General features: G+C 57.8%; 13 protein-coding genes. 8 read left to right on the top strand and 5 right to left on the bottom strand.

The genetic code is table 11. The annotated features are described in order from the left end of the window. The first annotated feature begins 62 nt into the window (after window positions 1–62). A complete protein-coding gene (locus IPP88_25245; GenBank protein ID MBL0125819.1) occupies window positions 63–428 on the top strand; it encodes a hypothetical protein in 366 nt (121 codons plus the stop codon). A 91-nt stretch (window positions 429–519) separates the two neighbouring features. Next, entirely contained in the window at window positions 520–3186 is a 2667-nt protein-coding gene (locus IPP88_25240; GenBank protein ID MBL0125818.1) for a hypothetical protein, read from the top strand. Window positions 3187–3403: 217 nt separating this feature from the next. Here the strand turns inward: IPP88_25240 and IPP88_25235 are convergent, their stop codons facing one another. The 5 genes from IPP88_25235 to IPP88_25215 form a co-directional block, all read right to left on the bottom strand. Next, window positions 3404–4612 (bottom strand): glycoside hydrolase family 99-like domain-containing protein, encoded by a 1209-nt coding sequence (locus IPP88_25235; protein ID MBL0125817.1) that lies wholly within the window; start codon window positions 4610–4612, stop codon window positions 3404–3406. A gap of 26 nt (window positions 4613–4638) precedes the next feature. Then, window positions 4639–6402 carry a glycosyltransferase gene (locus tag IPP88_25230; GenBank protein MBL0125816.1) on the bottom strand — a complete coding sequence of 588 codons (1764 nt, stop codon included), beginning with the start codon at window positions 6400–6402 and terminating at the stop codon, window positions 4639–4641. A gap of 183 nt (window positions 6403–6585) precedes the next feature. Beyond that, window positions 6586–9021 carry a glycosyltransferase gene (locus IPP88_25225; GenBank protein ID MBL0125815.1) on the bottom strand — a complete coding sequence of 812 codons (2436 nt, stop codon included), beginning with the start codon at window positions 9019–9021 and terminating at the stop codon, window positions 6586–6588. A 97-nt stretch (window positions 9022–9118) separates the two neighbouring features. Further along, window positions 9119–10033 (bottom strand): DMT family transporter, encoded by a 915-nt coding sequence (locus tag IPP88_25220; protein ID MBL0125814.1) that lies wholly within the window; start codon window positions 10031–10033, stop codon window positions 9119–9121. Between the two features lie 10 nt (window positions 10034–10043). Further along, complete coding sequence (locus IPP88_25215; protein MBL0125813.1) at window positions 10044–11687, bottom strand: FecR domain-containing protein; 1644 nt, start codon at window positions 11685–11687, stop codon at window positions 10044–10046. 361 nt (window positions 11688–12048) lie between these two features. On the opposite strand from IPP88_25215, the gene IPP88_25210 reads away from it, so the two are divergent. From IPP88_25210 to IPP88_25185, 6 genes are read left to right on the top strand one after another with little or no spacing between them, the layout of a single operon-like run. Then, window positions 12049–12552 (top strand): chemotaxis protein CheW, encoded by a 504-nt coding sequence (locus IPP88_25210; GenBank protein ID MBL0125812.1) that lies wholly within the window; start codon window positions 12049–12051, stop codon window positions 12550–12552. Beyond that, window positions 12549–13019 carry a hypothetical protein gene (locus IPP88_25205; GenBank protein MBL0125811.1) on the top strand — a complete coding sequence of 157 codons (471 nt, stop codon included), beginning with the start codon at window positions 12549–12551 and terminating at the stop codon, window positions 13017–13019. The genes IPP88_25210 and IPP88_25205 overlap by 4 nt, the downstream gene beginning before the upstream one ends. Before the next feature lie 49 nt (window positions 13020–13068). Further along, complete coding sequence (locus IPP88_25200) at window positions 13069–13446, top strand: response regulator (GenBank protein ID MBL0125810.1); 378 nt, start codon at window positions 13069–13071, stop codon at window positions 13444–13446. Window positions 13447–13457: 11 nt separating this feature from the next. After that, window positions 13458–15053, top strand: coding sequence for an Hpt domain-containing protein (locus tag IPP88_25195; protein MBL0125809.1), 1596 nt, complete (start codon window positions 13458–13460; stop codon window positions 15051–15053). Window positions 15054–15057: 4 nt separating this feature from the next. After that, entirely contained in the window at window positions 15058–15504 is a 447-nt protein-coding gene (locus IPP88_25190) for a chemotaxis protein CheW (protein ID MBL0125808.1), read from the top strand. After that, window positions 15494–16066 (top strand): hypothetical protein, encoded by a 573-nt coding sequence (locus tag IPP88_25185; protein MBL0125807.1) that lies wholly within the window; start codon window positions 15494–15496, stop codon window positions 16064–16066. Before IPP88_25190 ends, IPP88_25185 begins: the two co-directional genes overlap by 11 nt. Window positions 16067–16117 lie beyond the last annotated feature (51 nt).

Genomic DNA, 16117 nt, shown 5'->3' with positions numbered 1-16117 from the left:
GTGTTAAACTCCGAACACTCACAATCAACAACAAGCCGATGGCGCAAGCCTGCGGTGCGCCCATGTCCCTCTCCTGTTTCCGCCGCGCGATACGGCTCGTGCTTGCCGCCTTCCTGATTGCCTTCCCGGTTTTCGCGCATGCGCAGGTTCCGCCTATTGCATGGCGTGCGACTATTTATTCTTCCGCCGACACCGATGCCAAACCCGGTTCCGGGGACCTCGATTTTGGGCGGCGCTCCCTCGCGATCGACGCAATGGGCAACGTGCTCGTCACAGGGTCGAGTTTCAACGGCAATGATTACGATTATCTGACCGTCAAACATGACGCCAGTGGTACGGTGTTGTGGCGCGCCATTGCGCGCGGCAGCGCCAACAAAGACGACTTTGCCCTGGCCATTGCGGTCGACGCGGGGGCAACAGTTACGTGACCGGGCAAAGCACCAACGCCGCAGGATACGACAATATCGACTATCTCACGGTGAAGTACGACGAACGGCGTCGAGCAGTGGCGCGCGGGTGATGGATGGCGCCGGTAGTCATTCTGACTTCGCACGCGCCATTCAGGTCGATGCAGCCGGCAATTTATTTGTAGCGGGTAGCAGCCGCGACGCAAACCTCAAGTCCGCGTATCTCACGGTCAAATACAACAGCAACGGAATCGAACAGTGGCGCCGTACGGCGACCCGTTCGGTCGACAGCTTCAATGACGTCATCGGGCTCGCGATGGATACGGCCGGCAACGTGATCGTCACCGGTTTCGCGCAGGATGCCAGCGGCCGCGGCTACTTTACCGTCAAGTACAACACGGACGGCGTGGAGCAATGGCGTGTTGCAACGGCCGGAAGTGGCAGCGACACTCCATACAGCATCGTTGCCGACGCGGATGGCAATGTCTTCGTGACCGGTGCCAGCGCCAACTTGGCCGGAAACGTTGACTATCTCACCATCAAACTGAGTTCCACCGGCACGGAATTGTGGCGCGCCGCGATGAATGGCGCCGCGAACGGCTACGACGCGGCGATCGCGGTCGGCGTAGATTCCGGCGGTAACGTGGTGGTCACGGGCAGCAGCTTTGATGGGACACGCAATGTCACATGCACCGTCAAATACAATTCCACCGGTACCGAGCAATGGCGCGGCACAATTAGCCTCCCGCCAACAGACTACAGCGCCCCGGTCGCGATGGCGTTGGACACTGACGACAATATTTATGTGGCATCCAACAAAACTTCGCCTGACAACGGATTTTTCCTGACAATAAAGTACAGCCCTGCGGGCGTCGAACAGTGGCGCAACAGCGTGAGCGGCCCGCTCCAACCGCTTCACCTGGCGCACTCGCTCGGCGTCGACACAAGTGGGAACGTCTACGTTACCGGGCAGAGCCCGAGAATAGGTGTCAATTCAGATTTCTCCACCGTCAAAATTTTGGCGAGCGGCGTACAGCAATGGCGTGTGGGGGAAGGTCCCCGTGACGGCCTGGTAACTACACTTGCAACGAAGAGTGCAATCCGCTCTGATGCCGCTGGTAATTTCTATGTTTCCGGTCGTGTCAACGCCACATACGACATCATTACTGTCAAATACGACGCCAGCGGCATTGAGCAGTGGCGCGCAATCGGTACAAGCGATGGCATCACCGTGGACCTCGGCCTGGATGCGAGCGGCAACGTATTCGTACTCGCCACGACCGGCAAAGTCTCCGGCACCACCGATTTCCTGCTGATCAAGTATTCAGGCGCTGGCGTCGAACAATGGCGTGTAGCACTCAATGGCTTGGACAATGGTTTCGACCATGCGGCGGCGCTGGTTGTCAGTGCCAACGGGAATGCCTACATTACCGGCAGCGTAGATACCACCGCCGGAAGCGATTTTCTTACCATCAAATACGATGCTTCCGGCAACGAGCAGTGGCGCCGCGCGATCGCCGGCCAGAACGGAACGGGGCCGGAGTCGCTCGCGATGGATTCCAGCGAAAACATTGCGGTCTGCGGCCGGCTGACGCAAGGTGTTACATCGCAAATATTGACAGTCAAATACAACTCCGCCGGCGATGAGTTGTGGCGCAAGATGAATGGCGTCGGAAATATTGACTATTTTTTCGCGCAGGCAATGGACGCGGCCGGTAATGTCTATCTCACCGGCGCAATTCCCCAGCCCGATTACACGACCATTACCTTCGTGGTGATGTACGACAGCGACGGCATCGAAGTCTGGCGCACGACGCTACCGGCCATCTCGCCCATAGCAATCGCAATCGATGCCGCCGGTAACGTCTTCGTCGCGGGTGCATCGTCCAGTGGCATTGCCGTGGACTATGTGACCATCAAACTCAATCGCGATGGCGGCGAACAATGGCGCGCGATGAGCAATGCCAGTGGCAATGACCGGGAATACGCGTACGCGCTGGCTGTGGATGCGGTCGGCAGCACCTACATCACCGGTCGCAGCAGCCATTCCACGCTCGTCGGGGATACCCAACTCACGATCAAATACGATGCGGCAGGTGCGGAGCTGTGGCGAATACAAGATGGGACACGGTTTGAAAGTACAGCGAGCTACGCAGTGTTACCTGATAGCAGCGGAAATCTGTTTATCGCCGGAAATTTGGATGCCGCAGGCGCCGCACCAAGTATGGCGATCACGAAACGATTGGCAGCAAGCGCGCCGCTGGCCCTGCTGGCCGCGCAGTCGCGCAAGAAGCATCTTGGCGCGCCATCATTTGATCGGCCGTTGTCAATCGGCGCGCCGATCAGCGGCACCGTCTCTGTGGAGCCACGCACGGTCTTTGGCGGCTTCGACATCATCTTCATCTTCAATGCACCTGTCACCGCCCTCGGCAGCATCACAGCCGTCGATGCGGGCGGCATGCCGGTCATACTCGGCGCACCGGTGCTGGCTGGCAATGAAATCCGCGTGAACCTGCCTCAGGCGCCGGTTGGCGGACGCATCACCGTTTCTGCGACCGGCGTCAACGGCAGTGTCAACTCGTCAGTGTCGCTCGGATTCCTGCTGGGTGACGTGAACAGTACCCATGCGGTGACCGCTGCGGATATCAGCGGTGTAAAGGCCCGGCTGGCAGCACCCGTTGGCGCGATCGGTGCCGCGTTTGATTTGAACGCCGACGGTGTCGTCGACGACAAGGATGTGGCAATCGTGAAGTCGCGATCGGGATTGGTTCTTCCGTAAGGCGCGACGCATTGCACCAGCAACAGAACATTGGGAACACCAGCATTGGTGCGGTTTCTCTGGCATTTATGACCTGAACGCCGCGCCAGCTCTTGTGTTTGACTACTTCGCGGAAGATTGTGACTGTGCGCCGCATTGATCGGATATCAAGGACGGCGCACTCGGCTTTTCACGCCCGGCAAATCAGCGAGGTCTGCTACTGCGCACGCGGGACGGTTCAGTCCGTCGAACTCGCTTTGACCTGTGCGTCCAAAGCATCGCGCACGATCTCCAGATATTGCTTGCCATACCGTTCATCCGGCTCGAGGTAGGTTCCCTCCGCCCACTCATTCCACGCATTCAGGAAGATGATGCGTTCGTTCACCGGGCGGCTCGCGGTCACCTGTACCAGTTTGTTGAACCAATAGCGAAACCGATCGGGCGTTGCCCCTTTGAACAAGCGCGCACGCTTGCCGTAGCGCGGCGTGTTATCCCAATCCACAAATGCGCCGGGAAACGTCGTGAGGCCATGATCCTGTTCTACCTTGATGATTTGATTCCACATCGAGTCGTAGTCCCAGATGACCAGGGAGGGTTCTCGCCGGGATCGCAGCGCCAGGACACGTGCCTGGACAGATTTTGAAAGCATGGCGAATACCCGCTTTGGTAGCACCATCAGCGCATGGGTCAAATACCACTTCAGCCTGTGCGCCGCCAATCGAAACGATATCGGTAACTTCCTCCATTGCCTCCTGAGTAAGCCTGGCTCGGTGATCGGTGGATCGACAAATTCCGGAGAGGCAATCCCGGTCGGGGCAGGTATTTGTTGTTCCTTCTGGGGTAACGGTCGAAAGTCCGGCGAGGCCATTGCCTCGAAAGGCTGGAAATGCATCGATCCATCGAAATGCCTGAGTAGTTCCGGCTTCGGATATTCGTATTGCTTCATCGCCACAAAAAACAAACCCGGCAAGCCTTGCTCTTTGGCCCGCCGTGTCCAATACGCCAGCATTTCACCGAGTTTGGTCACCAAATGCGGGCGATAAATCATGAAGACCGGCTTGCCGTCGATGCGAATCGCCCGCGGGTCGCTCCATGCGCGGTAGAGATATTCGAAGTGCTTTTCCCACGCGGCCGGATCCGGACGGTGGGTTTGTGCCTGAAGAATATCCTGCTCCCGTCCGTCCCACCGCCGCGACCAGGTTTCGTTGGCCCAGGCGAGGCAGAACGGAAAATCGACGTCTTTGTTTGCCAACATCAGGTTGGTTGGCGTTTCGAGTAGCTGCTTGCCTTCGAACCAATAGTGGTAGTGGCAGAAGCCATATAGCCCGTGAGATTTGGCGAGTTCCACCTGCCACTTGATGGTCTCAAGCTGGGACAGGTCGTAATAGCGGTCGTCTTTCGGGACGCGCGGCTGGTAGTGGCCGGGAAACTGCGGTTCATAACCCAAGAGAATTGCGCTTTCCACCGTGAAGGTTAGAGATCCAGTACGTGCTTCAATACACGGCAGGCATGGTCGCGCGAGAACCAGTGCCTGATGTTATCCAGGCCGCCCGCGCGCAACTGCGACCAAAGATGCTCGTCGTCATACAGTTGAACAATCGCGTTTGCGAACGCGGCGGCATCGTCGCCGACGAGCACGTCTTTTCCGGCGACCAGGTTCATCCCTTCGACCGCACAAGCGGTCGCCACCACGGGAACCCCAAATTGCATGGACAGATTTACCTTGCCTTTCACGCCTGCGCCAAACCGGAGCGGCGCGATCGCGACACGCGCGTCATTGAACAACGGTTCGATATCGGGAACAAAACCGGCGATCACGAAGTCGTCGGCCGCAAATTTGAGTATGGCGTCGGGTACGTCCGAGCCGATCACCGTCGTACGAATGTTTGCGCCGCGCTCGCGGAGGATGGGTAGCACTTCGGAGGCATACCAGAGCATTGCGTCAACGTTTGGAGCATGACGGAATCCGCCGATAAATAGGGCGCCGTTTCGTTGCGCGAACGGTTTCGGACCCGGCGCAGGCTCATGAATGGTGGAAAGAATGTGGATCTGTGCACGTGGCGCCACGGTTTCAAGTAAACCGCGCTCGAAGGTACTCACCACCAGCGTGATATCGGATTTTGCGATCAGCTCCAGCTCCGATTTCTTCATCTCTTCCGCGGCAGCCATCGACGCGGCGGTCCCCGAAAGTTCCGCTTCACGTTGCAAGCGTAAAAAGTGCAAGTCCACCGTGTCGAAAATCAGCTTGGCATTGGGCATGTGCTGCCGCACGATGTCGATATACTTCACCGCCACCGTCGCGCGCGAAAGAATCACGACGTCAAAATCGGGAGCGTAGCGCGTAATCGCCGTGCTAAGCGGGGAGACGAACGGCGCATGCAACACTTCCACGCCGAGCGATTGCGTCAGGCGCACGTAGTTTTCCTGATGTTGTCCGTTGTCAGCGACAAAGCTCACGCGGCACCCCATCTCGCGCATGGCCTTGAGCATTTCGTACATCCGAAGTGAACCGGCATCCCGGTCCGGCATCACGAGGCAGTTGTCGATTACGAGTACCCGGCGCAACGCACCGCGATCACGTTCCAATTGGGGAGAAATTCCGTGCGACCGATGTCGTGCCAACGTTGATCGCCAACGTTCCTCGAAGGTTTTCTGATTGATGACCTGGTGGCGCTTCACGCCTTGCGTAAGGTCAGTCCCCGACGATTGGCCTTCAAAGTGCACCACCTCGGCATGCGGCTGGTAGATCACACGATAACCGGCTTCGCGCACTCGAAACGCGAGATCCGTGTCTTCATAGTATGCGGGGGCGAAACGCTCGTCGAAACCACCGAGCTGGTGCCACAATTTCGTCGGGATCATGATGCACGCGCCCGAGCAATAATCGACTTCGCGGCGGTAGTTGAATTCCGGACAACGCGGATCCTGGCCGCGCCCGTAATTCGACGCCGATCCATCGCGCCACACGATTCCACCGGCTTCCTGCAATTTTCCGTCGGCGAACAATAGCTTAACGCCGACCAGCCCCGCCTTGGCATCATCGGCAAATACGGTCGTCATCGCATTGAGCCAATCACCGGTAACAATGGTGTCGTTGTTGAGCAATATGATGAATTCGCCCCGGGCGTTCTTGGCCGCTTCGTTACAGTTGTGCAGGAATCCGATATTTTTTCGTTTTGGATAAATCGCACGCCGGTGACCATCGACAGCGCAGCGCTGGCGGGCTCGGGCGAGCAATCATCGGCGACGATGACCTCGATTGCATTACCCGCACAGGTGTCCGCAATGCTCTTCAAGCAGGTATACGTCAGGTTATGCTGGCCATACACGGGAATGATGATTGACCAGCGCGGAGTTTCGCTCGACGGTACAACCAACGGCGCCAATTCGACCTCGATGGCAAAACTGCGTACCGGCATTTCAATTGGCATTTCGGATCGCACGAGCTTGCGGCGAATCTCCCGTCCCAGCGCATGTACCCCTTGTTGTCTCAGGATACTTGCGGCGGTCGCGGCATACCTTGGTATCGAGCGTGCTCCCCGCCAGGCACGTCGCAATTCCGCGTACGGCAGACTTCAACAACTGCGCCGCCTTGCGCAATGGCTTCGTCATGCGCCAAGTCGTACTTTCGACAATTCTTCTCAATTCGGCATGCGCGGCCAGCGCTGCTTTTTCCTGCTCGGCATAGGCGGCTTGAAAGTGGGCAGCGCTTTCGTCGCAGTGCCGCCCGGCCGCTTTGGCCGCTTCATGCGCCGCATCGGCGGATTCGCGCGCCATTTTCAGTGCGTCATCGAACTTGCCGATGCGATTCTCGAGTTCTTTTCTTGCCGGTCCATGCCCGCACAAGATTCCACCGGCATAAAGCTCCGCCAGCAATAGCTCCCGGTCACGCGGCAGTTCGCGCGATGGAAAATAGTGACGCGACGGCAGCGCCGGTGCCGCTTGACCCGGCTTGCCATTCGCAATGGGGGCAAGATACCTGTCGCGATAAATTGCACTGCCCTCCTCAATCGCTGCCCGAGACGCAGGATGCACCGCGACCAGGCCGAGTAACGCCTCGTTCCACTCGCGTGGCGATGCGTTCCATTCGAGCAACTTTGCCTTTGGATATTTCGCCAGGCGCTCCGGAAATGCGCCAAGCCGCGATGCGAGGATCGGCAGTCCACTGCGGATTGCCGCGCTCAAAGTGTACGAGTAACTCTCCGGGATCTGCGCGGGGAACATGACTGCATCGGCGCGCTCAAGTGCGATCAGGAAGTCGAGGTCAATGCCCCGATAGCTCCCGCTGACGGTGAGTGGCAATTCTGGATACACCGGCAAAGGGTCTTCCGTGTGTCCCAACACCCGAAAAAATAATGGCAGTTTGCGTGTGTGGGCATCCTCTGCGCACGCGCGAGCCACCTCCTGGCCTTTATCCTTCGTCACTCCACCTAGAAGCAGGATCTTTGCCGGAATCAACTCCGGGTATTCGAATCGTTCGGGATGCGGCCATACGTCAACCCTGATTTCCGGGTAGAACGCAACGACTCGATCCGCCAGGTCTTTCGACGGACTAATCACGCGCGAAGCCGAGGCAAGGAACGCGCGCATCCGCGAACGCCACTGGTCGAGCGACCAGTTCCATGCATGCGCCACATTATTTTCAGGCACGGTTGCACCGTGGCCAAGGTGATATAGCGGCGTCAGCGGAAAATAATCATGCAGCGTGACATCGAGCGGAACGTCCAGTTGCTCAGCCAGGTTCAAGACTTCCGGCGCGTGGCCATGAATGTGATGCAGGTGTACGCGTGCGACACCGATGCCGCTCAAGAAGCGCAACATGGCTTCCTGATCGTCCGGCACATTGAAATGGGCGACAAACTCCTCGCGATTCACGTTCCCCGAGACCCAGCTGATTGAGAGCGAATGGACGGAGCGCGGCCGCATGACCATCACGTTGGCGCGGCCATCGATGAGCTCGATCAAATCGAGGACGTGCTGCTCCGTGCCGCCGCCCCAGTTGTGGGTCACGAACAGCAGGTTGGGGAGAGGTGATTCAAAGAGGCGCGCAATGTCGATCGCTCTGCGGAAGGGCCGCGCGGGGTCGTCATTGAAGTAGCGGGCAACTTCCTCGCGGTAGCGGGGATATCGATCATCAATGATCGTTTGTGCCCGTTCTTTCGCCATTGACGCCGATTGCGCAAACGACACCTCGCCGCGATGAAAGACGAACGTATCGGCGCAAAGCAGATGCGTATGCCCATTTGCTGCCGCACGCAGGCACCAGTCATTTTCCTCGCCATACCCGCGGCCGAACGCGGCTTCGTCGAAAAATCCAATTTCATTCAAGACTTGGCGCCGAAGGAACATACAGAAGCCAACTGTCGTCGGCAACTCAACAGTTTTACCCGCGTTAACCACTGAAATCAGTCGATCCAGCGAACCGAGCCTCATGTTCGATGGCAGCAAGTTTGCGTGGCCAACTTGCGGATAGCTGCAGAGTGTGGCGTTGTTCGAGAACGGCGAAATACTTGCCGCGTCCGTGCGCAAGGAAGCGCAAACGGCAAGCCGGTCAAGCCAGCCGTCCGCAACTTCGGTGTCACTGTTCAGCAGAACGACGTCGCGATCAGCATGCAGCGACATACCCCGATTCACCGATGCGACAAACCCGCGGTTGATCTCGTTTCGCAAGAGATTGATCCGGTGCGAATTGGCAAGTTCGTCGAGATATTCCGCAATTTCCGCTTGCGGGCTCGCGTCATCGACCACGACGATTTCCACCGGATGGATGTTGCTGGCAGCAAGCACGCTTTCGATGCAAGCCCGCGTTTCAGCCACACCGCGGTAAACCGGGATGATGATGTCGATTGGGGTCAAGGGGGAGCGCCCGGTAGGCGCGTGTAAATTTGCAGGAGGAGAGATTATAAGCGACGGTTGCGACGATCACCGCAACCGGCCAGCCGGTGAGCAGCTTTCAGGAGGACTTTTCACCCCGCGACGCGAGATAAATCCCCGCCAGCAACAAACAAAATCCGGCCATCTGCAGCGGCGCAAATGTTTCGCCGAATATGAGCCACGCCAGCAACGCCGACCCAATCGGCTCACCCAGAATTGCGATGGCAATAAATGTGGCGGAGACGTGCTTTAACGCCCAGTTGAACGCGCTGTGTCCCAGCAATTGGGGACCCAATGCCAATACGAACAGGCAGATCCACGCCGTCGTGGAATAGCCGGTCAAGGATGCACCAGCGGCGAGTGCCGTGATCATCAACACGATTGCCGCGCTGGAATACACCAGCCAGATATAAGGAAGGAGCGGCACGGTTTTACGAAGTTTACGGCCAATCAACAAATAGCCACATACCGTGAGCGAGCCAATGACGGCGAGAATATTGCCCAGCAAGGCATTGCTACCGGGCGACGTGGGAGCCAATTGCGCATCGGACAAGAAAATCAGCGCACTTCCGCCTATGGCCGCGGCAATGCCAAGAACAAGCCAACCACTCAATTTTTCACGGAAAACCAGCCATGACGCCAGGGCAATCCACGCCGGATTGGTGCTGACCAGCGCCAGACTGCTTGCGACCGAGGTATAGCCCAACGAAGAAATCCACGTCGCGAAATGCAGGGCCAGGAAAACGCCTGAAAGGCCGCCTAACAGCCATTCATTGGCGGAAAGCGCCTTGACTTGCGCATGATTCCGGCTCCAGACCAGCGGCCACAACACGGCGGCGGCCAGCGAGAGCCGCCATGCTGCGATGCCAAGGGAAGCCACCCCCTCTGCCTGCGCGATGCGAATCACGATTGCAGCGCTGGACACAATCAGGACGGCCGCACCCAGCACGATGAACGGCAGCCACACTGGCGCCGGGTTCGATCGATTTCGCACCAAGATGCCGCTAAAGCAGGAAAGGCACGAACAATAGCAGTGACAGCCAATGATTGGTCTTTACCTCGAAGCTTTGCGCACTGCTGAACGGCGCGATAAACCCATCCGGGTCAATTGCGCGGTAGCGCATGTAATAAATGCCAGCCGCACTTGGCTTTTCGATGGTGATCTCCGGTTTGTCCAGCCTTCGTTCCATCACCAGATCCTTGAACGCGATATCGCGCGCAAGCTGAAAGTCAAATTTCTGTCCTGATTCCCCGCCCCACGAAAATCCGACGCGGCCGCCTTCTTCTTTTGGCGGATTGGGCGCGGCGGGAATCGGTTTCAACGTAAACGATTGGACGTCGCCAAAAGGACCGGCATCGCCATCTGCACGAATACTTGCCGCCCGCCAGAAATAATCGCCGGGATTGAGCTTTGCGGCCAGCGCGAAACTGCTGCCACGGACAGATTTTTCGTCAGCCACCAATGTCGTAAAGGCCGGATCACGAGCAATCTGGAAACGGTAAGTCGCAGCGTCGGTGGACGTCGCCCAACTGAATTCGACCTTTTCACCGGAGAACCTGGCTTTGTTTTGCGGCGCGGAGGCAAAGGGTGGCTCCGGCCGGGCTTTCAGGCGGAATGGAACGACCGCATCGGCGCCTTCAATGCCGAGGCTGTCGATCGCGCGAACGCGCAGAAAGTATTGCCCATCGGCGAGATCGCCAAACTTGGCTTCGGCCGTCTTGAAAATGCCCTCGGCGCGCAGAGCGGTGAAAGTGTCATTGGCCGCAATTTGCGCTCGGTAGCTGTTTGCACCGGAACTTTCGGCAAACTTGAAGCGAAGCGTAAGTCGCTCCTGCAGTCGTGGTACGCCGGAAAGGTCTGGCGCGACCAGCAGCTTTACCGGTGGGACGGGCGCTCTACCCTGCTCGACCACGGTACCAAAACCGGCGGAAACGTCCAGGCTATTTACCGCCGTCGCGTCCGCGACATACACCGTTCCTTCGACTACCTCGCCGCGCGATGTCTTTCCGCTGTCGTCGCTGCTCGCGCGGAATTGCGTTCCGCGCACGCCCATGTTTGAAGTCGGCGTGGTGACCTCAAATCTTGCCGCCGGACCGGATCGTTTTTCCACCTTGGCTTCAAGGCGCCCGGATTCAAGATGCGCGCGCGTGACCGGGACACCCGATGTATTGGCAATGGTTCGTGCGATCTCCATCCTCACCTGTGATTTCGATTGGACGACGATGGTCGAGCCGTCCGCCAATCTGAGGGTGACAAAGCCATTGTCCCCGGTCTTGATACTCTGGCCTTCGCCGATGGTACTGCCAACGACAAGCTTGCCGCCGGCCGATTCCGCCGGCCCCTCAACCGAGACAACGTTCAACGGAGCCGGATCGGTCTTCATGGCAACAAGCGGAATCCTGATTGCCGTACCGGGCCGAATGCGTTGCGGATCCGCGATCTTGTTGAGTTTTTGCAGCGATTGCCAATCATTCGATTTGATCAGGTATCGATTGGCGAGGTGGATCAACGTGTCCCCCGCTTTCGCGGGATGAACATAGAACGGGCCTTCCGCTTGCGACCACGCCGGTTGCGCCAACTGGAACAACGCGATCATTGCCGCGGCGAAAACGCATGCCCGGCGCCGGTCCTTGAAGGAACTATTCACAAGAAGCCTCTCAGATTGTTATGCTTGTTTGCCGACCCATGAAATTCGGTCAAAGTATCCACATCGGACGCGAACGCATCTTGCGTGCCTCAGCAGGACATTTTGTAGTTTAGCCGTACTTCGAACCGAGCGGAAATTCGACCCACCGATCAATAGTCAGGGTGGCGCTGCCGATCCCGCCGAAAGTTGTCCAGATCGGTTTGGCGATACTCACATGTTAGAGTCATGCTCTGGCAGGTGAACCCGGTTTCTTGACCATGTCCGCACCAGTGTTGACGTTTGCAGGCTTGACGATGTTTACTGGACGAACTACATCCTGACCAGACCGTATCCAGACGGCAAAACAGACAATTTCTCGACGATGAACATGAAATCACTTTCCCGATCAAGATCCGGCGCCCCCGATGTATTGATAAAGATGGTGGAACTGTTGACGTTTACCCTGGGCACCGAGGAATATGCCATCGATATCCTCAAGGTGCAGGAAATTCGCAGTTATGAGGCCGTGACGCGAATCGCCAATACACCGGCCTTTATCAAGGGCGTCATCAATTTGCGCGGCGTTATCGTCCCCATTGTCGATATGCGCCTCAAATTTCAGCTCGGCGAACCGGTGTTCAACGAACTGACCGCGGTGATCATCCTCAACATCGGCAAGCGGGTGATTGGCATAGTAGTCGACGGCGTGTCCGACGTGATCTCGCTGGCGGAAGCTGATATCCATCCAGCGCCGGAATTTGGCACGCTTGACACGCAGTTTCTCACCGGACTTGCGACGGTCGATGATCGCCTGCTGATCCTGCTCGATATTGAACGACTGATGTCGAGTGCGGAGATGGAGCTCGTCGAGCAGGCGGCTGCATGACCGTTGCCAGCCAAAATGGCAGTCCATCCTATGCATCGTTGCTGGCGATGCACGAATTGGCGACGCGATTGTCTTCGCAAGTCAACTCGGCGCACATGGAGATCGGCGAAACACGCGCCATTCTCAAGGACGCCATCGACCGGTTGATGCCCGCATTCACGGCAATGCGCGCGCAGGATGTCGTGGCGGTGATGAATCCTTCGAAGCGCGAGGCATTTGCGGCGTTGCAATTTCAGGACATCTCCGACCAGTTGCTTGCGCACGCGCAGACCCGCCTCGCCTCCCTGCTGAACGAAGTAAATCTGGCCGTTGAAGCGCTTCAGCCCGGCGGCATGCAGGACGACGCGACCGCGAAGCTTGCGCGCCTTGTCGAACAAGCCAACGACAACTTGGCAGCGCTCGACATCTCGCTTCACAAACCGGTCGACAATGCCCACCTCGCGTCGGGGGAAATCGAGTTGTTCTAACGTACTTTCAATTGAATATTCCGGCCAAAGCCTTTCCTTTTATAGAGCGATCATGAAGACTATCCTTACCGTCGATGATTCCCCGTCCATTCGTCAAATGCTGGCTTATGTGTTGGCCAGCAATGGCTACAAGGTCATCGAAGCTGAAGACGCAGAACAGGGCCTGGCATTCGCCAGGGCGCATCAGGCCGACCTGGTGCTGACCGATCAGAACATGCCAAAGATGGATGGCATCGCGTTTATCAAGGCCCTGCGGGGACTACCCAACTACAGGAAAGTGCCGATCATGATGCTCACCACCGAGTCATCGCAAGAACTGAAGCAGCAGGGACGCGAGGCTGGCGCAACAGGCTGGATGGTAAAACCCTTTGACCCGGACAAATTGCTGGAAATGCTGAAAAGGGTATTTGCGCAAACACCGGCGTAGGCTCCAACGCAATGGCCCTTGACCTGTCCCGATTCGCGAAGGCCTTCTTCGAAGAAGCGCACGAACACATCAGCGCGCTTGAGTCGCTGCTGGTGGCGGTCAACCTGCGCGCGCCAGACGCCGAGTCGCTTAACGCAATATTTCGCGCGGTCCATTCCGTCAAGGGTGGCGCGGCCGCATTTGGACACATGGCCTTGTCCGAATTCACGCATGATTTCGAGACCATTCTCGACCGCGTACGCAAAGGCAAGATTTCCCTGACTAGACCAATGGTCAACGTTTTCCTGGGTGCCAGCGACGTAATGCGAAAACACCTGCATTCACTGGAGCAGAAAGCGGTACCAGATCTGCCGTCGATGCAATCGCTGCGCGAGGCACTGCTTGCCGTATCAGAAGAGATTCTGCTGGACCTACCGGCCGTTGAAGAGCCAGAGGCACCGGCGCCTCCGCGTTTCCATATCTGCATTCATCTGGAAAAAAGCGCATACGGGGAGCCCGATGCGCTCACCGCGCTTAATGCAGACATCGGCGGCCTTGGCGTAGTTACGGACATCGCGACCCAGAGCATCGACGAGCGGCTGCTTTCCTACTCATTCAATCTCAATACCGACATTGACGACGACGAGCTCCGCGAAAGCCTGGAATTCCTCGTGCCCGCTGATGCCATTCACATAAGCGCTTACGAGCGACGCGGAACGCGAGCCAAGGCAGCCGCATCCCGCGACGACGATCGCGATGGAGGCTACGGGTTCTTCGACATCACCAGTCATGAAGCCCGGGGGATTCCAGCCATGCAAGCGGCAGGACTGCATGCCGCCGATTCCGACATTCAACTCGCATCCCTGGTTGATGCCAGTTCGATTCGCGTCAATGTGGACAAAGTCGATCAGCTGATCAACCTCGTCGGCGAATTGGTGATCGCCGAAGCGATGCTGACGCAATCCGCGGAAGGAATCGACCCGGAAGCGCAAACACGCCTCGGCGTCGGCCTCGCGCAGCTGCAACGCAACACCCGCGAACTGCAGGGTGCCATTTTGGCGATACGCATGTTGCCCATCAGTTTTGTATTCAGCCGCCTGCCGCGATTGACGCGCGATCTCGCCGAAAAACTTGGGAAAGAGGTCGAACTTCAATTGCTCGGCGAAGATACCGAGCTGGACAAGAGTGTGATTGAGAAAATTGTGGACCCGCTGACGCATTTGGTCCGAAACGCAATCGATCACGGCATCGAGTCGCCCGAGGAACGCGCCAATCTTGGCAAACACCCGATCGGACTGCTTACGGTCGCGGCATCGCACCAGGGCGGCAACATTGTGATTACCGTAACCGATGACGGTGCCGGGCTGAGCCGCGAGCGCATTCTTGCGAAGGCGCGCGAGCTGGGCCTGGATGGCGGCGATACCTGGGAGGATGAAGAAGTCTGGCAGCTGATTTTCACACCCGGATTTTCCACCGCCGCTGCGGTCACCAATGTTTCGGGGCGCGGCGTGGGAATGGACGTGGTCTGGCAAAACGTGCATTTGCTGGGCGGGAAAATCGAGATCGAATCCATTTCCGGCCGGGGCACCAGCATGACCATTCGTCTTCCCTCACTCTTGCGATTCTGAGGGAATGTCGATATCGGTATCCGGCGAAACATACATTCTGCCGCTGGCCAATATCGCTCAATCACTTCAGTCATCGATGTCCGACATAAAGACGGTGAATGGCAATGATGTCGTACGGATGAGAGAAGAATATATTCCGATCACTTCGCTGCCTGAATTGTTCAATTTGCCCGCGCGCGATCCGAATGCAAGCGACTTCCTGGTCGTGCTGGAAGTGGATGACAGGCGTGCAGCGATTCGCGCCGACGAACTGCTGGGCCAGCACCAGGTCGTGCTGAAGAGCATTGAAGCCAATTTCCGCCGGGTCAAGGGTGTGTCGGGCGCGACCATTCTGGGTGACGGCCGCGTCGCGCTCATTCTCGACGCCACTTATCTCATCAGCGTCGCACATTCCGTGGCGCGCGAATTCTCCACTGTAGGCACGGCTGTTGAGGTGACCGATGGCCGATAGAGTATTGCATTTCGACAGCATCCTTACGCGCACCGAAGCGGGAATTACCAAGATGCGCGCACGTACGTCCGACATCACGCCGAAACTGCGATCGGTATTGTTTCTCATCGACGGCAATCTTTCTTTCGGCCGACTGCTGGAACGCGCCGGCAGCCTGAGTGAATTGCTGGAATCGCAGATTCGCCAACTGATTGAGCGGGAACTCATCGCGGTGATTGATCCGTCCGGCAACGGCCGCACCCCGGCGGTTGACAGCGCCACCACGCCGGTCTCCCCCGGGCATCGCGCCAAGGCACAGGATCTCCCACCCTTGGTGGCAGCTAAAATGCAGTTGCTGCTGAGGCTGGAAAACACGGCGAGCGACGAGGTTGATTTGCTCGGCGCCGAGCTGCTTGAGGCAAAAAATCTGCGCGAACTTGCCTTCACGTCGAAATCCGTGACGAACCGCCTGGCAATGTCGGTCGGCGTGGAACGCAGCCAGCTATTCTGGAAGGACGCAAAAAAAATACTCACCGCGTGGCGTGATCTGTCGACGAAATCCGGCACCGAGGATGGCGCATGAATCGACCGCCACCGGGTATCGTCACCCCTGCGCATGAATCAGCGCGGGAGT

The sequence above is a fragment of the Betaproteobacteria bacterium genome, from assembly GCA_016720925.1.
In the GTDB taxonomy this organism is placed as follows: Bacteria; Pseudomonadota; Gammaproteobacteria; order Burkholderiales; family Usitatibacteraceae; genus UKL13-2.
Note: the sequence above shows the minus strand (reverse complement) of the source record. Positions and strands in the feature narration are given on the sequence as shown.